Genomic DNA, 18,875 nt, shown 5'->3' on the forward strand with positions numbered 1-18,875 from the left:
TTCCGAGGACCACGCGGCCGAGGCGGAAGGCCCAGCTCATGCTCGGCCGCCCGCCTCGGCCGCACCCGTAAGAACCCCGTCAGCCTCCCGTTGCTACGCTCCTGCGCGAGAGACCACGCCTGCCAGGGGGCATGCGTGCCGGGGGGAGATGGGGAGTTTTAAGCAGTGTTAGCGACTGCGGCGCCATATCATGCGGGGGCAGTGGATCTGACGGGCATGCGCATACTTCTCGTGGATGACGAGGAGTCCGCGCTGGTACTCGTGCGCGGGCTGCTCACGCGGGCGGGCTACAGCGACGTGCGCACGTGCGAGTCGCCGTTCGACGCGGCCGCGCGTTTCGTCGAGGAGCAGCCGGACCTGCTGGTCATCGACCAGCACATGCCCGGCAAGGACGGGCTCTCCGTGTTGGCCGAGTTGGGAACACGGCTGCCCGAGGCGTTCCCGGTCCTGATGATCACCGGCGATTCGCGCACTGAGCTGCGCGAGTCCGCTCTCGCGAGCGGCGTCAAGGACTTCCTCACCAAGCCTTTCAACCCCACCGAGGTCAGGCTGCGCATCCGCAACCTCCTCGAGACGCGCCACTATCAGCGCGAACTGGTCAAGCACAACGAGCGCCTCGAGGCCGCCGTCAGGCGCCGGACCCAGGAGCTGGAGCTCTCCCAGCTCGAGATGCTCGTGCGGCTCGCGCGCGCCGCCGAGTACCGCGACGACTCCACCGGCGAGCACACTTGGCGCGTGGCGCACATGTGCGGCGTCCTCGCCAGGGAGCTCGGCATGGCGACGCCCGAGGTCGAGCTCCTCCTGCGCGCGGCCAGGCTCCACGACGTCGGCAAGATCACCATCCCCGACGGCATCCTCCTCAAGGCCGGGCGCCTCACCGACGCGGAGTTCTCCGTCGTCAAGGGCCACGCTCGCGCCGGTGCCGAGCTCCTCTCCGGCAGCCGCTCGCCCATGATGCGGCTCGCCGAGACGATCGCCCTGACGCACCACGAATGGTGGGACGGGCGGGGCTACCCCCAAGGCCTGGCCGGCGAGGCCATCCCCGTCGAATCGCGCGTGTTGGCGGTGGCGGACGCCTTCGACGCTCTCGTCAACGACCATGCCCACCGCAAGGCGAAGAGCCCGGCCGAGGCCGCGGCGGAGATCCGCGCCGGCTCCGGCACCCAGTTCGACCCCACGGTGGTGGCTGCGTTCGAGCGGGCCTTCGCGGCCGGCACCTTCATGCCGCAGCTGAACTTCGGTTGAGCTCGGGCGCCGCGCGGCGCTGTACCCTAGGCCTATGGCAGACGAACGCGCCGCGCAGCCGGCGAGCGACCAGGGTGACCCGATAGGCGTCTTGCAGGCGACCCCGTTGCGGCTGGCCGTGCTGGTCGAGACGAACTCCCCGAGCTGGCTGGAGGAGCCATACGGGCCCGGCAAGTGGCGCAGGCGCGAGGTCATCGCGCACCTGGCCGACGTCGAGCTGGCCTTCTCCTACCGGATGCGCCAGGCGGCCGGTGAGCCCGGCTCCAGGTTCGTACCGTTCGATCAGGACGTGTGGGCGAGCCGCAACGTCCGCATCGACGCCGGCGTCGCGCTCGAGGCGTTCCGTGCCCTGCGTGCGCTCAACCTCGCCTGGCTCTCCGGCCTCGACCTGCAGGGCTGGCTCTCCGAGGGCCTCCACCCCGCGCACGGCCAGCAGAGCATCGACGACCTCGTGCGTTACCTCGCCGCTCACGACCTCAACCATCTGGAGCAGTTGGAGCGGGTTTAGCGGCTCTTCGAGCCCGCGGCCGGCGTGATATCGTCAGCCGTTATGGCAGTCGAACGCACTTTCGCAATGGTCAAGCCCGACGGCGTCCGCCGCCGGCTCGTCGGCAACGTCGTCTCTCGCATCGAGGCCAAAGGCTACGCCATCGTCGGCCTCAAGCAGCTCACCATCAGCCGCGAGCTGGCCGAGCGCCATTACGGCGAGCACAAGGGCAAGCCGTTCTTCGAAGGGCTCGTCTCGTTCATCACGTCCGGCCCCGTGGTGGCCATGGTGCTGGAGGGCGAGAACGCCATCGCCGGTTGGCGCGGCATGATGGGCCCGACGAACCCCAAGGACGCCCCGTGCGGCACCGTGCGCGGCGACTTCGCCACGACCATCGACGAGAACGTGGCCCACGGCTCCGATGCGCCGGCCACGGCCGAGCGAGAGATAGGCATCTTCTTCCCGGAACTGCAGGGCTGAGCGTGCCGGGGCTCGCCGAGCGCGTCAACTCGCTGAAGGCGTCTTCCACCGTGGCGTTCGCTGCCCGCGCCAAGGAGCTCGCGCGCCAGGGCGTCGACGTCATCTCCATGACCGCGGGGGAGCCCGACTTCCTCCCTCCCGAGCACGTCCTCGAGGCGGCTCGCGAGGCCCTGAGGCTCGGCCTCACCAAGTACACGGCCACCGAGGGCACGGCCGAGCTGCGCGAGGCCGTCGCCGCCAAGTTCAAGCGCGAGAACGGCCTCACCTACGCCCCGGACCAGGTCCTCGTCAGCAACGGCGGCAAGCAGACGCTGTACAACGCGTTCATGTCCGTCATCGAGCCGGGCGACGAGGTCGTCATGGTGGCGCCCTACTGGGTGAGCTACCCGGCCCAGGTCCAGCTCGCCGGCGGCGTCCCCGTGGTCGTCACCGCGCGCGCCGAGGACGGCTTCGTGCCCGACCTCGCCGACGTGCGCGCCGCCATCACCCCGCGCACCAAGGTCCTGCTGATCAACTCCCCGTCCAACCCGACGGGCGCCGTGTTCCCGCCGGAGCTCGTGCGCGGCTTCGCGGAGCTCGCCGAGGAGCACGACCTGTGGCTCTTCTCCGACGACCTGTACGAGCACCTCGTCTACGACGGGAAGTTCACCACGGCCGCAGCCTACGTGCCGCACCGCACGCTCGTCGTGCATGGCGCCAGCAAGGGCTACGCGCTCACGGGCTGGCGCATCGGCTTCGGGGCCGGCCCCAAGCCGCTCATCGCCGCCATGAACCGACTTCAGGGGCAGTCCACGTCGGGCGCGAACTCGCTCGCCCAGCACGCCACCGTCGCGGCCCTCAACGAGGTCGAGAAGACGGCCGCCTTCCAGGCCATGACGCGCGCGGCGTACCGCGAGCGGCGCGACGTCCTCGTGACCGGCTTGAACCGCCTGGGCTTGAGCACGCCGCTGCCGGCGGGCGCCTTCTACGTCATGACGGACACCACCGCCATCGACCCGGACGAGGAGCGCGCCGCCATCAAGCTCCTCGACGAGGCGCGGGTAGCGGTCGTGCCTGGCACGGACTTCCTCGCGCCCGGCAAGGTGCGCATGAGCTACGCCACGAGCCTCGAGCAGGTGCGTGAGGCGTTGCAGAGGATAGAGGCGCTGCTGGGCTGAGGCCTTGCCCGGTGGCTGACGTTGCGCTCGGCCCCGAACCCGCTCGGCCGAGCGACTTGGAGGGGGAGTACCTATGGCCCGCAGCAGCGTCGACCCGCAGTTCCACACCATCATCGAGCCGTTTCGCATCAAGTCCGTCGAGCCGATCCGCTTCACCACCGCCGCGGAGCGGGAACGGGCGCTGGAGGCGGCGGGCTACAACCCGTTCAACCTCCACGCCGACGACGTCCTCATCGACCTGCTGACCGACTCGGGCACGGGAGCCATGTCGAGCGAGCAGTGGGCCGCCATGATGCGCGGCGACGAGAGCTACGCCGGCAGCCGCTCCTTCGACCGGTTCGAGGCGGCCGTCAAGGGCATCACGGGCCTCAAGCACATCTTCCCGACCCACCAGGGCAGGGCGGCCGAGCGCATCCTCTGCGGCGCCGCGCTCGAGCCCAAGGACATCGTGCCGAGCAACACGCACTTCGACACGACGCGCGCCAACATCGAGGCCGTCGGAGCGGTGGCCGTCGACCTGCCGCTGCCCGAGGCCCGCCACCCCGAGGTGCTGCACCCCTTCAAGGGGAACATGGACGTCGACGCGCTACGCCTGCTCCTCGAAGAGGACCGCGACCGGGTGCCGTTCGTCATGCTCACCGTCACGAACAACTCCGGCGGCGGCCAACCCGTCTCCATGGAGAACGTCCGCGCCGTGAGCGCCCTCTGCCGCCGGTTCGGCGTGCCGCTCATGCTCGACTGCTGCCGCTACGCCGAGAACGCCTACTTCATCAAGCTGCGTGAGCCGGGTTACCAGGACAAGAGCCCGCGCGAGATAGCCCAGGAGATGTTCGGCTACGTCGACGGCGCCACCATGAGCGCCAAGAAGGACGGCATGGCGAACATCGGCGGCTTCCTCGCCCTCAACGACGCCGAGCTCGCGCAGCGCGCCCGCAACCTCCTGATCCTCGGAGAGGGGTTCCCCACCTACGGCGGGCTGGCCGGTTACGACCTCGACGCGCTCGCCGTCGGCTTCGGTGAGGCTCTCGAGGAGTCGTACCTGCGTTACCGCCTGCGCTCCATCGAGTACCTGGGCGAGCGGTTGCTGGCGGCCGACATCCCCATCATCCAACCGACGGGCGGTCACGCCGTCTACATCGATGCCGGCAAGCTCCTGAGCCACGTTCCGGCCTCGCAGTACCCGGCCTGGGCGCTCTCGTGCGTTCTCTACCTCGTAGGCGGCGTGCGCTCCGTAGAGATCGGCTCCGTGATGTTCGGGCTGCAGCCTGACGGCAGCGAGAAGCCGGCACCCCTCGAGCTAGTCAGGCTCGCGTTCCCCCGCCGCACCTACACCCAGAGCCACGTCGACTACCTGGCCGAGGTCCTCCTCCACGTCGGCTCGCTGCGTGACCGCGTGCGCGGCGTGCGCATCGTCGAGGCGCCGCCGGTGCTCAGGCACTTCAGCGCGCGCTTCGAGCCGGTGGAAGGCGCGCTCATCGGCTAGGCGGCCGGCCGCCCAGTGTTCGCCGGGCTCGTGCGGCTGCCGGCCGGGCCCGCTAGGGTGGACCCTGGCAGCCGCGCCGCGCCCCTTCCGCTACCGCCGGGGCGAGCGTGTATGCTCCTCGGATGCGCATCGCAGTAGAGGTGGTACCGCGCAGCGAGGAGAGCCTGGCCGCACAGCTGGCGGACGTCGGGCGCCTGCGTCGCGTGGACGCCGTGAACGTGCCCGACCTCACCCAGTTCGAGCTCAAGGGCTGGGAGGCGGCGCTCAGGCTGCGGGCCAGCCACCCGCGTCTCGCGGCCGTGCCGCACGTGCGCGCCATGGAGGTCGAGCTGCATAGGCCTTGGACGCCCGGCGCGAAGCTCGAGGCGGCCGGCGTGAACGAGGTCCTCGTCGTGGCGGGCGACCCGCCGGCCACGATGGCCAGGCCCATAACGGGGGCCCACCCGACCGACGTCATCCGCGCCTTCAAGGCCGCGCACCCTGGCTGGCGCGTGTACGCCGCGCTCGATCCGTACCGGTCCGGCTTCAGCCAGGAGCTCGAGTACGCCGTGCGCAAGCTCGAGGCCGGCGCCGACGGCTTCTTCACCCAGCCGTTCTTCGACACCAGGCTCATGGGCGTGTGGCGTGAGCTGCTGCCCGGCGTGCCCGTGTTCTGGGGTCTGACGAGCGTGACGAGCAAGCGCGCCATGAACTACTGGCTGACGCGCAACCGTGCCGTCTTCCCGGCCGGCTTCGAGACGACGATGGCGTGGCATACGCGCTTCGCGGCCGAGGCCATCGAGTTCGCCGCCCGGTACGACGCCAACCTCTACTTCATGCCCATCAACGTTGACATCGGGGCGTGGCTGGGCGAGCTGCTCGCCTGAGGTCGGCCTCAGCCGGTCTGGTAGGCGAGCGAACGGGCCAGCCACCGCTCCGTCTCGGCGACGCTCTCGCCCGTACGCGCCGCCAGGTCCTCGACCTGGTCGCGCCCGATCCTGCCGACGTCGAAGTACTGGGCCTGAGGATGGGCGAAGTAGAGCCCCGAGACGGACGAGCCGGGCCGCATGGACATGGAGTCGGTGAGCTCGGCGCCCACGGCGGCGGTGGCGTCCAGCAGGTCGAAGATGGCGCGCTTCACGCGGTGGTCCGGGCTGGCGGGGTAGCCGGGCGCGGGGCGGATGCCGCGGTAGCTCTCCGCGATCAGCTCCTCGCGCGTCAGGCTCTCGCCGGGCACGTAGCCCCAGTGCTCCGTGCGGACGGCGCGGTGGAGGTACTCGGCGGTCGCCTCAACGAGGCGGTCGGAGAGGGCCTGGACGAGGATGGCGGAGTAGTCGTCGTTGGCGCGCTTGAAGGCTACGGCCCGCTCCTCGGCGCCGTGGACGCACACGACGAAGGCGCCGAGCCAGTCCGCCGCCGCGCCGCGTGGCGCAACGAAGTCCGCCAGGGCCAGGTTCGGCAGGCCGTCGCGCTTCGCCAGCTGCTGGCGTAGCGTCGGCACCCGGGTGCGCTCCTCACCGCGTTCCTCGTCCGTGAAGATCACCAGGTCGTCGCCGTCGCGGTTGGCGGGGAAGAGCCCGAACACGGCGCGCGCCTCCAGCCACTCCTCGGCGACCACCCGGTCGAGGAGGGCGTTGGCGTCCTCGAAGAGCTCGCGCGCCGTCTCGCCCACGCGTGGGTCGTCCAGGACCTGCGGGTACTTGCCTGGGAGCTCCCAGGCGTGGAAGAAGGGGCCCCAGTCCATGACCTCGCGGAGCTCGGCGAGGGGAACGGGCACGATGCGCCGCACGCCTGGGTTGGCGGGGCGCGCGACCGCCTCCCAGCCCCCCACCTGCGGAGCGTTGGCGCGGGCCGCAGCGAGCGGCACGATGTCGGGCGCCTTGCGCCCGGCGTGCAGCCGACGGATCTCCTCGTACTGCTCGGCCGTCTCGGCCTTGAGCACGGGCGCCTGTTCCGGCGACGTCGCCCTGCTCATCACGCCGACGGCGCGCGAGGCGTCCGCCACGTGGATGGTCAGGCCGGAGTAGGCGGGCGCGATCTTGACCGCCGTGTGCGCGCGGGAGGTCGTGGCGCCGCCGACGAGCAGCGGGAGCGTGAAGCCCCGCCGCTCCATCTCGCTCGCGACGTGCACCATCTCCTCCAGCGAAGGGGTGATGAGGCCCGACACGCCGACGGCGTCCGCCCTTTCCGCGATGGCGGTGTCGAGGATCTTCTCGGCCGGGACCATGACGCCCAGGTCGACGACCTCGTAGCCGTTGCAGCCGAGGACCACGCCGACGATGTTCTTGCCGATGTCGTGGACGTCGCCCTTCACCGTCGCCATGACGATCTTCCCGGCGCTCGTCGGCGCGCCGGCGTCCTTCTCGGCCTCCAGGTAGGGCGTCAGGACGGCGACGGCCTTCTTCATGACGCGCGCGCTCTTAACGACCTGCGGCAGGAACATCTTGCCGGAGCCGAAGAGGTCGCCCACCTCGTTCATGCCGTCCATGAGCGGCCCCTCGATGACCGGGAGCGGCCGGCCGAGCTCGTGCATGGCCTCGATGGCGTCCGCCTCCACGTGCTCGTCGAGGCCCAGCACCAGGGCGTGCCTGAGGCGCCGCTGCACGGGCCACGCGCGCCACTCCACGTCCTTCGCCTTGGCGTTCTCGGCGCCCGGGGCGAGGGTCTCGGCGAACGCGACCAGGCGCTCCGTGGCGTCCGGCCTACGGTCGAAGAGCACGTCCTCGACGAGCTCCAGCAAGCCCTTCTCAACGTTCTCGTAGACGCCGAGGGTCTCGGGGTTGACGATGGCCATGTCCAGGCCCGCCGCCACGGCGTGGTAGAGGAAGCTCGCGTGTATGGCCTCGCGCACCTGGGGGCTCGAGCGGAAGGAGAACGACACGTTCGACACGCCGCCCGACGTGAGGGCGCCGGGCAGGTTCGCCTTGATCCAGCGCACGGCCTCGATGAAGTCGATGGCGTAGCGCGCGTGCTCGCGCATGCCGGTGCCGACCGTGAGGATGTTCGGGTCGAAGATGATGTCGTGCGGCGCGAAGCCGGCCTCCTCGACGAGGAGCCGGTACGCCCGCGCGCAGACGGTGCAGCGCCGCTCGAACGTGTCCGCCTGACCCTGCTCGTCGAAGGCCATGACGACGACCGCCGCGCCGTAACGCTTGGCGACGCGCGCTTGGGCCAGGAACTGGGCTTCGCCCTCCTTGAGGGAGATGGAGTTGACGACGCCCTTGCCCTGCAGGTGCCTGAGACCCGTCTCCAGTACCGCCCAGTTCGAGGAGTCGAGCATGACGGGCACCTTGGCGATGTCGGGCTCCGCCGCGAGGAGGTCGAGGAAGCGCGCCATGGTGGCGGGCCCGTCGATGAGGCCCTCGTCGAAGTTCAGGTCGATGAGCTGCGCGCCGCCCGTGACCTGGTCGCGGGCGACCTCGAGCGCCGCGTTGAAGTCGCCGCTCGCGATGAGGCGCTTGAAGCGCTTCGATCCGGTGAGGTTGGTGCGCTCGCCGACGTTCACGAGGTTCGTGTCCGGCCGTATGACGAGCGGCTCGAGCCCGGCGAAGCGCGGGCGCGGGTCCTGCGCGGTGGGTCTGCGCGGCGCCACACCCTCCGCGGCACGGGCGAACGCGCTGATGTGATCGGGCGTGGTGCCGCAGCAGCCGCCCAGGATGTTGACCCAGCCGCGCTCGACGAACTCGCGCAGCACGGACGTCATGCTCTCGGGCGTCTCGTCGTAACCGCCGAACGCGTTGGGGAGGCCGGCGTTGGGGTACGCGATCGTGAACACGTCGGCCAGCCCGGCGAGCTCCTCGACGTGCGGCCGGAGCTCCTTCGGCCCGAGCGCGCAGTTGAGGCCGACGGCGAGCAGGTCGGCGTGGCTTACCGACGTCCAGAACGCCTCGAGGGTCTGGCCTGAGAGGGTGCGACCGGACGCGTCCGTGATGGTCCCGGAGACGATGAGCGGCACGCGGCGCGGCGCCTCGGCGGCGGCATCCTCGCATGCCAGGATGGCGGCCTTGGCCATGAGGGTGTCGAACACCGTCTCGACGATGAGGAGGTCGACGCCGCCTCTTATCAACGCGCGCGTCTGCTCGAGGTAACCCTCGTAGACCTGCTCGAACGTCACCTCGCGGTAACTCGGGTCCTCGACGCGGGGGCTCAAGCTCAACGTCTTGTTCGTCGGACCGATGGAGCCGGCCACCCAACGGGGGCGCTCCGCGGTCGAGAACGCATCCGCCGCCTGGCGCGCCAGGCGGGCGCCGACCTCGTTGATCTCCGCCACGACGTCGCCCAAGGCGTACTCGGCGAGGCCCAGGCGCGTGGCGTTGAACGTGTTCGTCTCGATGATGTCCGCGCCGGCGCGCAGGTACGCCTCGTGGATGGAGCGTATGAGTTCCGGTCGGGTGAGCACCAGGACGTCGTTCGCGCCCTTCAGGTCCTTGGGGTGCGCGGTGAACCGGTCGCCTCGGAAGTCCGCCTCGGTGGGGCGCGCTGCCTGGATCATGGTACCCATGGCGCCGTCCAGGATCAGGACTCGTTCTTGCAGTTGCTGCCTCAGGGCGGCCGCGGCGTCGGCTGGGGTGCTCATGAGGGGCAATAGTAACCCCGTTCGCCGTTCGGGCCGGTGGCGGCGCTGCGCGGGGCTGCGGCGTAGTGTTGCGCGGCGCTATGATGGCGCATGTCGCACGACGGTGAGCAGTCGCCTCCCACTGGGCAGGTCGTTCCTTCAAGGGGTCTTGCGGACGGCGGGTCCGGTGGATCCGGGGCGGCCGGGACGGGTCGGGCCGCTGCCGTCGGGCCCGGTCAGACCGCCGCGGAGGCCCGGCACGCAGTGGAGCCGAGGCAGCCGGCGGAGCACGGGCACGCGGACGCCTACGGCGATAGCCCGGTACTGAACCCGAACCTCATCTACAACAACCCGGAGAAGTGGCGCATCGGTCGCGAGATCCTGGAGCGCTACACGGGCGCGGCCCCCGAGGCGTTGCAGAAGCAGATCCTGCTCACGAACTTCCAGTACTACCTCGACCGCTTCGAGGGCATGGCCGACGACGTCGTCACGACGCGCGGCTCCGCCATGATGGCGCGCCACAGCGCCAAGCTGGGCGTGTCGATCATCAACTTCTCCGTCGGCTCACCGGTGGCGGCGCTCATCATCGAGGTGCTCGCCACCGCCGACCCGAAGGCGGTCCTGTTCCTCGGCATGTGCGGCGGCCTGCACCGGTCGCTGCAGATCGGCGACTTCGTGCTGCCCACGGCCGCCATCCGCGACGAGGGCGCCTCCACGCACTTCATGCCGCCGCAGGTGCCGGCCCTGCCGACGTTCAAGGTGCAGAAGTTCGTCTCGCAGATCATCGTCGAGCGCGGCTTCGACTACCGCACGGGCGTGGTCCACACGACCGACTACCGCTTCTGGGAGTTCGACGAGGGGTTCAAGCAGCAGCTCTACGACGAGCGGGCGCTCGGGATAGACATGGAGACGGCCACGCTCTTCTCCGTGGGCTTCGCGAGCAAGGTGCCCATTGGGGCGCTCCTCCTCGTCTCCGACCTACCCCTGCGGAAGGACGGCATCAAGACGAAGGACTCCGCCCGGGCCGTCTTCCGCGAGTTCACGGACAGGCACATCGAGATCGGCATCCAGTCCATGAGCGAGATCGCGGAGCGTGGGGAGCATATTCGGCATTATCGGTGGTGAGCGGCAACCCTGTATGCAAGGGTCGTGAAGCGAGGTTGCTACGTCCCAGTTCATTCGGGGTTTTGGCTGGCCCGCCGCTACGGAAGCAGGCTAGGCGCGCGGTGTCATGCGCGGTGGGCCCTGGTCGCCGACCATACGTGGGTCCGAGTGCACAGGGTTGCCACCGTCGAGGTTGGCGTTCGGTCCTATTAAGCGCATCCCGCAACGTATGCGTGGGGAACGAAGTTAAGGTACGCGGTGAGCCGCTTGGAGTCGGGCTCTAGCGAGCCCTGCCGTATCGGCCCGCGGGGTAGGGCGGGTACGGACTGGATGTGAAGCTAGTTGGTCGGGCAAGAGTCATGCGCAAGATCCGGTGGGGGCCTCGCCGAACCAAGGAACTGGCGGAGACGCGCGGCGAGTATCGAGCTAGAGTCCGCTAACGACGCGATCTCACGGCGCGATCTCACGGCGCGATGACACGAAACCGTACGAGCGTTGCTCATGCCGCTATCGTGTCGGAGTGACGGACCGTAGCCCAAGGCGCATCGGCGTTCACCTGGAGGCGGACGCAGACGGCTACCTGCAATGTGTCGCGAAGGACCGGCCCGTCCAGGTGCCTTGGGACGCTGCCGTGACCGGTGTGGAAGTCGGCACGGTGTCGTTCGAAGCGGTAGCCGACGGCGCCGGGCCAGACGCGTTCGTCCTAAAGGTCGAGTCCGGCTGCGTGTATGGGAAGGACCTGGCCGAGCGTATCGAGCCGTTCAAGCTTGGAACGGGTATCGCGTTTCAAACGTTACTTCCGTAGACACCTGGGGACGTTCTTGCGGGAGTACCCCGCCGAGCCCTCAGCGGGCAGGCCGGCGTTCCTGGTATGGATCCTACGGCGGTTCCTCAGGCTGGGGGTTGGAGGGCCTGAGGTGAAGTGGCCGGCTCCTCTGGTGCAGCCAAGCTACCGTCGTAGCGTCGCGCCCACGTTGTCGAGCACCTCGTCGAGGATGTCGCCGCGCAGACGACCGATCTGATCCGCTTGCGTGCCCTTGATCGTGGCGATCTTCGCCGTCCTGACCAGTGACGGCGCGGGCAGGCCCATCTCCCTATGCCGCTCACCCACATCCACATCTCCTGGCCAGCGACGGTTCTCTGCACTTGTGATCATCAACACCCACAAGAGACTCTGGTTCTCACCCACGCCTGTACTGGAGACCACGAGAGTGGGACGGTACTGGCGTACGGGTCTATCGGTGTAGGGGAACGGAACGCGGATGACGGCGCCTTGCTCAAAGGTCGGCATAGGCGCGCTGGTCTGCCTCACTGGCCCACTCCTCGAACGTGACGAACGGGTCTTCGCTGTGGGAGGGCTGTGCCTTGCGAAGGATGACGTAACCGTCCATCAACTCGAACTCGAGTGCGTCACCTTCGCGGAGCTGCAGCCCTTGGCGCACGCTTCTCGGGATGGTCGTCTGACCTTTGCTGGTAAGGCGGCTAGTGACCATGAAGACCTCCTAGGACATTGTAAGGAGCTTCCTTACTTGGCGCCAGGGTCGGTTGCCTAGCAGGGCTCTGTGGCTCGATCCGGTTTATATAGCGTCGTCCGGCGAACCTAGGCTCTCGGAAGTTTCGGGAGGCGCTTGCGGATCAGCCGGATCTGCCCTCGATGCGAGAGTTCGTCCTCCATGACGTGGAACCACTTCCAGTAGTTGTTCGCCAAAGCCCCATCGCGGAAGGGAGTGGCTTCCAAGAGCCATGCATCGTCGCGCTTCGCGAACTCCCCCAGGGTCCTCGAGCGAACTACCGCCATGCGCCCCAGGTAGTACTCGAGGGGTTGGTTGCGAACGCTGCTCCGGGCCTCGGCGCCCAGATCGGCACCGAGACGTGAGCGCTATCGGCTCTTCGCTCTGGTCGGCGCTGGCGTTGGTTGGGATGGTGGCCTGGCAGCTGGGTGCCGGTTACCTGGCGGTCGCGGCGCTCTCGCTCACCCGGGATCTGCTCGGTCGACCTGGGGAGCCGGCTCCGCTTCAAGCCGGCTTCTGGTACGGGCTCTCCGACGCTCTGCAGTACGTCCTTCCGGCCCTACTACTCGGTGCGGTCGTGGTCATCCAGCGCAGGCTGGACGAGGGTGGGCCGGGGCGGGGCTAGGGTCGGATCGGCGCGTCGGCGCTGCTGCCTTGTGGCGCCGAGAAGTCGATTACCCGGCGCACCCTCGACGCAGCTCCAGTAACGTAAGCTTGGCATTGCGCTAAGTCTAGTTAATGACATAGGATGTTTACATATGGCCACCCCTCATCGTCCGTCCTTAGCGGTGCGCCGCGCCTTGCGAGAGCTTGGGCACGACGTTAAGGTGGCCCGCCTGCGGCGGAACCTCACGATGGATACCGTTGCCGAGCGCGCGTTCACCAGCCGCCCAACGCTCCAGCGTTTAGAGGCTGGCGACCCCGGAGTCGGCATGGGGATCTACGCGAGTGTCCTTCAAGCGCTGGGCCTCCTCGAGAACCTCGGCAAGCTTGCTGGTCCAGGAGTCGACGAGATCGGGCTGGCCCATGCCGAGCAGGCGCTTCCTCGGCGAGCCAGGTCGAAGCGGAACACGTCGAAGGGTGCTAGCGATGAAGGATGAGATCGAGGTCTTCATCCAACAAGCTGGCGAGGACTATCTCGTAGGCTCACTGTATCGACGACCGCATAAAGGATTCGAAGCTAGCGGCTTCAGGTACGCGTCGTCTTGGCTTGCGAACCCGAATGCGTTTTCCCCCCGACCGACACTTCGGCTAGATCCTGCCCCCGTTCGTGCCAAACCGGGGACAGGTGGTGTTAGGGGCGTTCGGCGATTCAGCGCCAGATACCTGGGGGCGCAGCCTGCTGCGGCGAGCCGAGCGCAGAAACGCGAGACGCGAGAACCGTCCCGTCCGCGCCCTGCAAGAACTCGACGTCCTCCTTGGTGTGTCGGACCAGGCGAGGATGGACGCTCTCGCCGGCCTACGACTTGAACCCCACGCCAGCCGATGTCCGGCCTAGGGTTCTGACGACGGCCATCGACGGTGAGGAGCGCGTTTGCGATCTGGAACTCGCGCTCGGATCGGCTCGATACTTCGGGTTGAGTCCTCAGGCTGCGAGCGAGATCGTTAAGGAAGTCGGGCGCGCGACTCGGACTTGGCGCGACGTGGCTGCGGGCCTTGGGGCGCCGGGCTACGAGATTGAACGCATGAGCACCGCGTTCGAGCACGAAGACCTACGGTTGGCGCTGCGCACCAGCTAGCCGCTGACACGTCCTCCAACGTGCGCCGGGCAGCACCACCTAAGTCCCTAGACGACATCACCGACCGTGCTAACCTCCAAGAAACCCCAGCTCGGAGGTACGACTTGACTAGGGACGATGCGCTTGCTGATATCAGCTTCCTGGAGCATGTCTTGGAGGACCGCTTCGCATACTTGGATGTTGGTTCCACTGATCACCGTGTCCTCTTCGAGGACCTGCGCCTTGCGCTACCGGCCGAGTTGGAAACGTCGTGGCTAGGCCTTAGGCTGCAGAAGCTGATGGCCAGGTTCATCGACGGTCACGCGGCGGTCAACGCCCCGCCCCACCCGCGCGGCTTTCTGCCGTTCCTGACCGGCTGGACGGGCGACACCCTCGTAGCGTTCGAGGCCGACCGCTCCGCCTTGCTGGACCCCGAGCGGCCGTATCTCGTCGCCATCGACGGCGTGGACGTCGCGAGTTGGCTCACCGCGGCCGCGGCTTACGTGCCGGCGGGTTCGCCGCAGTTCGTGAAACGCGGCTCGCTGCGGTGGTTGCGAGCCGTGCAGATGTTGCGGGCCGATCTCGGGCTGCCGCAAGTCGAGGACGTGGCGGTGACCGTGGCGGGGGCGGGCGGCGCGTCCAAGCGAACGTTGCGACTAGCCGTTGCGGATAGGGCGCCTCAGTTCGGCACATGGCCACGTGGCGAGTCGCGAACGCTCGATGGCAACGTGGGCTATCTGCGTCTGGAGACCATGACGAGCGAGGCGGCGGAAGACTCCCGGGTTCGATGGCGCGGTTCGCCCGGACCGACGGGCTCGTGATCGACGTGCGCGGCAACGGCGGTGGCAGCCGCGAGGCGCTGCGGGCGCTCGTGCCGCTGCTCATGCGGCCGCAGGCGGAGCCGCGCGTGGCGAACGTGGCTGCTTACCGCGCTTGGGAAGGGTTCCCGGCGGACCATCTGGCCAACCGGTATCTGTTCCCGGTAGCTTCGGACCACTGGTCAGCGCCTGAGAGGGAGGCGCTGGAGCTGTTCTTGGTCGGTTTCATGCCGGAGTGGTCGCCGCCTGCTGAACGGTTCAGTCCATGGCATGCGATGGTGGTGTCGCCCGGTCAGGCGGACGAGAGGTCGCGTTACCTTGGTCGACCCGTGGTCGTACTGATGGACGCGGCCTGCTTCAGCGCCACGGACGTGTTCCTGTCGACTCTCAAGGGTTTGCCGAACGTGACGCTGATGGGAGAGGCGAGCGGAGGCGGCAGCGCTAGGGCGCAGGTGGTCGAGTTGCCAACCTCGGGCCTCAAGGTCCGTTTCGCGTCCATGGCGTCGTTCCAGGCATCGGGCGAGCTGTTCGACGGACGGGGCGTCCTGCCGGACGTGGTCGCGACGCCGGCCTACGAGTTCTTCCTCGTCGGAGGCGCGGACGCGGTCCTCGAGAAGGGGTTGGAAGTCGTCGCCGGAGCGGCATGAGAGCCTTACCCCGCGCCGGTCTCCGCTCGACCTGCCTTGTGAAGAGGGTTGGCCCCGACAGGCAAGACGCCCTGGCCTAGAGTCCCTCCGCAGCCGGCCGGGCTCACGGTCACCCCGCGAGGCCCAAGAACCGCCACTTCCCCTCTGACACGACTTCGACGGCGCCGTCGACCACCTTGATGGCGGTGTCGTCGTCCATCACGTAGGCCGGCACTCCCAGCCACGAGGCCCAAGCTTCGGCGGCGGCCATCGTGTTGGACGGCAGCATCGGATGGTCAAGGTGCGGGAAGATCGAGAAGTCGACCATCCCAAGCGCCCGGTCGTCGCCGGTGAGGGGCGGTTTCATCGCGATGAACTCCTCGCCTATGCGGGGCGTCATCACCATGCTGCCGGCGCTGAGTCCGACCCAGACGAGGTTGTCGAGCGACGGCATGAGGTCGGCCAGGCCGGACTCGCGCAGCCAGTGGCATAGGTAGAGCGCATCGCCGCTGTCCACCAGCAGCGCGTCGGTCTCCTTGACCCAGGGAACCCAGCGCTCGGCCCCGATGCTGGGCAGCGCCGTGAGCTCCAGCATCCCCACGGAGTTCCACCCTAGGTCGCACATCGGCGCGGGGGAGTTCCCGCTGATGAAGCGCCATGTCCCTTGCGGCTTGACCCACGGATGCCCATAGGAGGCTGTGGGTATGCATAGCGCGTTCGACTCGGCGATCGGTTTGCCAAGCAGGTCGACGAGCGCGTCGTTGATGCTCTTGTTCTTGACCCCGCCGGAGGTGAGAAGGAGTCGCATGAGGTCCTTTCCTGGCCGTGATGCGGTTCGCCGACTATAGCGCCGATCCAGCCGGTGCCGAGGCGCGGACGAAGCGGCCCTCTGAAAGATCCCCCGGCGGTGCTACCTTGTCTCTCGACCAAGGGACGGGAGGTGCCGACGCTATGGCCGAACTGAACGTGATACTGGCGACAACGCTTGACGGTTTCATCGCCGGTGAGGACGGCAGCCTGGACTGGCTCATCATGGGTGACGAGCGCGCGGACTACATGGCCGAGTGGAGCAAGCGTGCCGACACGCTCCTCTTGGGGCGTCGGAGCTACCAAGGCTTCATCACGTTCTGGCCGGGCGCTCCGAATAACCCTAATGCAACGCCGGCGGAGAAGACCATCGGGCAGCACTACAACGCCATGCGGAAGGTCTTGTTCTCCACGACTCTGACGAGAGCCGACTGGCTCGAGACGACCGTCATGCACAGCATCGAGCCCGACCGCGTCCGCGAACTCAAGGCGGAGTCGAAGAAGGGTGTCCGCGTCGACGGCAGCATAAGTGTCGTGCAGCAGCTAACTAAGCTGGGCTTGATAGACGAGTACCGGCTCATGGTCCATCCGGTCGCGCTAGGGCGTGGTCGACCGCTGTTCACCGAGCGGGTCGACCTGGACCTGGTCGAATCCGAGCGCTGGAGGAACGGCGTCGTTGTGCATACCTACAGGTTGGCGTCCGGCGCTGCGGTCGAGTCGGTTGGATTCACGCGGCCGGAAGTCCAGGGCGATCCTCCGCATGACGGCGAGTGAGCTTCGGGCGAGGCTGCGTGAGCGGGGCGGCTACGGAAAGAATCAAGCTATCGATGCCGAAGGTTCTGAGAGCGTCGGAAGTGGCGATGAAGTCGAACGCGCTTCGTTCTTCACGGAGCACGCCAACCTGCACTCCGTACAGCTCCACCACCAACTCAGGCATCGTGATCGCCCGTCGTTATCGTGGCGGTCAGCTCGACCCCGGTCTCCTTCATCATCGCGAAGAGGCGCTCGACGAATATGGAGGGCTTGCCGGCCTCCATCTCCCAAACGTAGCGCTGGGTCGTCCCGAGGCGCTTGGCCAGCTCGCGCTGGCTAAGCCCTCCGAGCAACCTGGCCTGCTGCAGGATCCTTCCCAGCGATTCTGGACCGGTGACCTTCCCGCTGTACTTCACGCCGCCTCCTGACTACTACATCGTAGTCAGAGTAGTCGACTACTAAACGGTAGTCAAGCGCCTCAAACCAACTTCCCCCGCAACCAGGAGGACACGAAGTCGATGATGTTCACCACGATCACGATGGCGATGATGGCGATGATCATCTGGTCGTACTTACCGGAGGCCATCTTGTCCTGGATGAAGAAGCCGATGCCACCGGCGCCAACGAGGCCGAGGACGATCGAGACGCGGAAGTTGATCTCGAAGCGGTAGAGGGTCCAGCCGAGGAACAGGGGCGACACCTGGGGGAGGATGGCCCAGCGGACCACGTTGCTGCCAGCGGCCCCTACGGACTCGAGCGCCTCGATGGGGCCTCGGTCGACGTTCTCGATGGACTCCGAGTAGAGCTTGCCGAGGTCCGCGATCGAGTGGATGGCCATGGCGAGCACGCCGGCCAGCGGCCCCAGCCCGACGGCGGCGACGAAGATCAGGGCGAGGATCAGCGTGTCGACCCCGCGGTCCAGGTTGAAGAAGCCGCGCGTGATCACGAACGCGGCGCGCATGAGCGGGTTGCCGGACGTGAGGTTGCGGGCGGCGAGGAAGCTCAAGGGAACGGCGAAGATGGCGCCGAGGAACGTGCCGACGAGCGCGATCTCCAGCGTTATCAGCATCTGGCTCGCGACCTCTTGCAGCGGGAAGAGGCCGAACTGCCCGTAGCTCGGGTCCGCGAGGAGCGGGGGCCACGCGCGGTCGAGGAAGTTGAGGAGGAACGGCCAGCCCTCGACGATCTTCCCCAGGCTGAACCTCGTAGAGGCGAACGCGGGGGCGAGGACGACGAGCGCGGCGGCGTACACCAGGCCGGTCACGAGGTCGTTACCGCTCTTGAGCTTGGGTCTGGCGGCCAGCATGGCGCCGCTGCCGAGCAGCAGCCCGCAGAGGAGGAAGGCAACGCCGACGCCGTAGCCGCCCTCCGCCGGCCTGAGCATCCGGTAGCCGGTCGCGGCCGCCTCCTCGGGCAGGCGCTCGGTGGCGAGCCCCGCCGTGCTCTCGATGGGCGGCAGCGGGCGCAGGCCGATGCGTTGGCGCTGCGCATTGGTGACGTCGAGGTTGGCGTTGTAAGCCTCGACGATGGTCTCCTGCTCGTTCGCGGACGTCTTCGTCACGAGCCGGTAGTAGCCGACCGCGTTGGGGAACAGCCGATGGCCGGCGGGTGAGAGGAGCAGGACGCCGGCGAGGACGCCCACCACGAGCCCGAGCCCCAGGAGCGGCCAACGTAGGCGTCGCGCGCCCCAGCCGGCTGCCGCGATGGCCGCACCGAGCACCGCCGCCGTGAGCACCTCCATGAGGCCGCCGAGCGGGAGCAGGTGGACGAGCACGGGCGTCTGGGCGCGCCAGACCAGGATCGCCGCCAGGCTCGCGGCGGCCGCTATCACGGCGACGAGCCCTCCAGCGCGCGGGCTCCGCAGTGCCACCACCAGGGCGACAAGGGCGGCCAGGAGGACGACCGCCAGGAGCGGCTGCAACGGTGTCAGCCCTAAGAGGGTCGGCCGGATGGTGTCGCGGCTGACGAAGCCGACGGTGGTGGAGAACGGGAAGGCGAGATAGGCGACGATCAGCGCGAGGCTAGCCGTCACCACGAGGCGGCGCATCGAAGCGCGCGCGAACCCGGCCAGTACGGCCACGAGCGCGCCGACCGCCAACGCGCCCCACATCAGCGGACCGCCTTCGTCGGCGAGCTGCACGCTATCGGCAGG

Annotated in this window: 19 protein-coding genes; 12 read left to right on the plus strand and 7 right to left on the minus strand. The window is 68.2% G+C overall.

Going from position 1 to position 18,875, the window contains the following annotated elements; all coding sequences use genetic code 11:
• Positions 1 to 201: 201 nt before the first annotated feature.
• The 6 genes from M9914_00090 to M9914_00115 all read left to right on the plus strand — a co-directional run bounded on the left by M9914_00090 (position 202) and on the right by M9914_00115 (position 5,718).
• Entirely contained in the window at positions 202 to 1,245 is a 1,044-nt protein-coding gene (locus tag M9914_00090; GenBank protein ID MCO5172569.1) for a response regulator, read from the plus strand.
• Positions 1,246 to 1,279: 34 nt separating this feature from the next.
• The gene (locus M9914_00095; protein MCO5172570.1) at positions 1,280 to 1,753 is read left to right on the plus strand and encodes a DinB family protein; all 474 of its coding nucleotides are present in this window, start codon (positions 1,280 to 1,282) and stop codon (positions 1,751 to 1,753) included.
• Between the two features lie 42 nt (positions 1,754 to 1,795).
• Positions 1,796 to 2,212, plus strand: a complete 417-nt coding sequence (gene ndk, locus M9914_00100) for a nucleoside-diphosphate kinase (protein ID MCO5172571.1) — start codon at positions 1,796 to 1,798, stop codon at positions 2,210 to 2,212.
• Between the two features lie 2 nt (positions 2,213 to 2,214).
• Entirely contained in the window at positions 2,215 to 3,369 is a 1,155-nt protein-coding gene (locus M9914_00105; protein MCO5172572.1) for a pyridoxal phosphate-dependent aminotransferase, read from the plus strand.
• 73 nt (positions 3,370 to 3,442) lie between these two features.
• Complete coding sequence (locus tag M9914_00110; GenBank protein ID MCO5172573.1) at positions 3,443 to 4,852, plus strand: tryptophanase; 1,410 nt, start codon at positions 3,443 to 3,445, stop codon at positions 4,850 to 4,852.
• A gap of 122 nt (positions 4,853 to 4,974) precedes the next feature.
• Positions 4,975 to 5,718 carry a methylenetetrahydrofolate reductase gene (locus tag M9914_00115; protein MCO5172574.1) on the plus strand — a complete coding sequence of 248 codons (744 nt, stop codon included), beginning with the start codon at positions 4,975 to 4,977 and terminating at the stop codon, positions 5,716 to 5,718.
• Positions 5,719 to 5,726: 8 nt separating this feature from the next.
• Here the strand turns inward: M9914_00115 and metH are convergent, their stop codons facing one another.
• Positions 5,727 to 9,407, minus strand: a complete 3,681-nt coding sequence (gene metH / locus M9914_00120) for a methionine synthase (GenBank protein ID MCO5172575.1) — start codon at positions 9,405 to 9,407, stop codon at positions 5,727 to 5,729.
• A gap of 243 nt (positions 9,408 to 9,650) precedes the next feature.
• Here metH and M9914_00125 point away from each other — a divergent pair, with 243 nt between their 5' ends.
• Both M9914_00125 and M9914_00130 read left to right on the plus strand, forming a co-directional pair.
• Complete coding sequence (locus M9914_00125; GenBank protein ID MCO5172576.1) at positions 9,651 to 10,511, plus strand: AMP nucleosidase; 861 nt, start codon at positions 9,651 to 9,653, stop codon at positions 10,509 to 10,511.
• 499 nt (positions 10,512 to 11,010) lie between these two features.
• On the plus strand, positions 11,011 to 11,295 hold the full coding sequence (locus tag M9914_00130; GenBank protein MCO5172577.1) for a hypothetical protein: 285 nt from the start codon (positions 11,011 to 11,013) through the stop codon (positions 11,293 to 11,295).
• 144 nt (positions 11,296 to 11,439) lie between these two features.
• Here the strand turns inward: M9914_00130 and M9914_00135 are convergent, their stop codons facing one another.
• The 3 genes from M9914_00135 to M9914_00145 form a co-directional block, all read right to left on the minus strand.
• Positions 11,440 to 11,781, minus strand: coding sequence for a type II toxin-antitoxin system PemK/MazF family toxin (locus M9914_00135; protein ID MCO5172578.1), 342 nt, complete (start codon positions 11,779 to 11,781; stop codon positions 11,440 to 11,442).
• Positions 11,768 to 11,983 (minus strand): AbrB/MazE/SpoVT family DNA-binding domain-containing protein, encoded by a 216-nt coding sequence (locus M9914_00140; GenBank protein ID MCO5172579.1) that lies wholly within the window; start codon positions 11,981 to 11,983, stop codon positions 11,768 to 11,770. The genes M9914_00135 and M9914_00140 overlap by 14 nt, the downstream gene beginning before the upstream one ends.
• A 107-nt stretch (positions 11,984 to 12,090) precedes the next feature.
• Positions 12,091 to 12,288 carry a hypothetical protein gene (locus M9914_00145; GenBank protein ID MCO5172580.1) on the minus strand — a complete coding sequence of 66 codons (198 nt, stop codon included), beginning with the start codon at positions 12,286 to 12,288 and terminating at the stop codon, positions 12,091 to 12,093.
• A 74-nt stretch (positions 12,289 to 12,362) separates the two neighbouring features.
• Here M9914_00145 and M9914_00150 point away from each other — a divergent pair, with 74 nt between their 5' ends.
• The 3 genes from M9914_00150 to M9914_00160 all read left to right on the plus strand — a co-directional run bounded on the left by M9914_00150 (position 12,363) and on the right by M9914_00160 (position 15,184).
• Entirely contained in the window at positions 12,363 to 12,626 is a 264-nt protein-coding gene (locus M9914_00150) for a hypothetical protein (protein ID MCO5172581.1), read from the plus strand.
• Positions 12,627 to 14,018: 1,392 nt separating this feature from the next.
• On the plus strand, positions 14,019 to 14,540 hold the full coding sequence (locus M9914_00155; protein MCO5172582.1) for a hypothetical protein: 522 nt from the start codon (positions 14,019 to 14,021) through the stop codon (positions 14,538 to 14,540).
• Positions 14,507 to 15,184, plus strand: a complete 678-nt coding sequence (locus tag M9914_00160) for a S41 family peptidase (GenBank protein MCO5172583.1) — start codon at positions 14,507 to 14,509, stop codon at positions 15,182 to 15,184. Before M9914_00155 ends, M9914_00160 begins: the two co-directional genes overlap by 34 nt.
• Before the next feature lie 109 nt (positions 15,185 to 15,293).
• Here M9914_00160 and M9914_00165 read toward each other — a convergent pair whose 3' ends face one another.
• The gene (locus tag M9914_00165) at positions 15,294 to 15,971 is read right to left on the minus strand and encodes a Type 1 glutamine amidotransferase-like domain-containing protein (GenBank protein ID MCO5172584.1); all 678 of its coding nucleotides are present in this window, start codon (positions 15,969 to 15,971) and stop codon (positions 15,294 to 15,296) included.
• Positions 15,972 to 16,114: 143 nt separating this feature from the next.
• Here M9914_00165 and M9914_00170 point away from each other — a divergent pair, with 143 nt between their 5' ends.
• Positions 16,115 to 16,744 (plus strand): dihydrofolate reductase family protein, encoded by a 630-nt coding sequence (locus M9914_00170; protein ID MCO5172585.1) that lies wholly within the window; start codon positions 16,115 to 16,117, stop codon positions 16,742 to 16,744.
• Positions 16,745 to 16,899: 155 nt separating this feature from the next.
• Here M9914_00170 and M9914_00175 read toward each other — a convergent pair whose 3' ends face one another.
• Together M9914_00175 and phnE are read right to left on the minus strand one after the other, a co-directional pair.
• Positions 16,900 to 17,139 (minus strand): helix-turn-helix domain-containing protein, encoded by a 240-nt coding sequence (locus M9914_00175; protein ID MCO5172586.1) that lies wholly within the window; start codon positions 17,137 to 17,139, stop codon positions 16,900 to 16,902.
• A 62-nt stretch (positions 17,140 to 17,201) separates the two neighbouring features.
• A complete protein-coding gene (gene phnE, locus M9914_00180; GenBank protein MCO5172587.1) occupies positions 17,202 to 18,863 on the minus strand; it encodes a phosphonate ABC transporter, permease protein PhnE in 1,662 nt (553 codons plus the stop codon).
• Between the last annotated feature and the right edge of the window lie 12 nt (positions 18,864 to 18,875).

It is taken from the genome of Trueperaceae bacterium (assembly GCA_023954415.1).
Taxonomy (GTDB): domain Bacteria; phylum Deinococcota; class Deinococci; order Deinococcales; family Trueperaceae; genus JAAYYF01.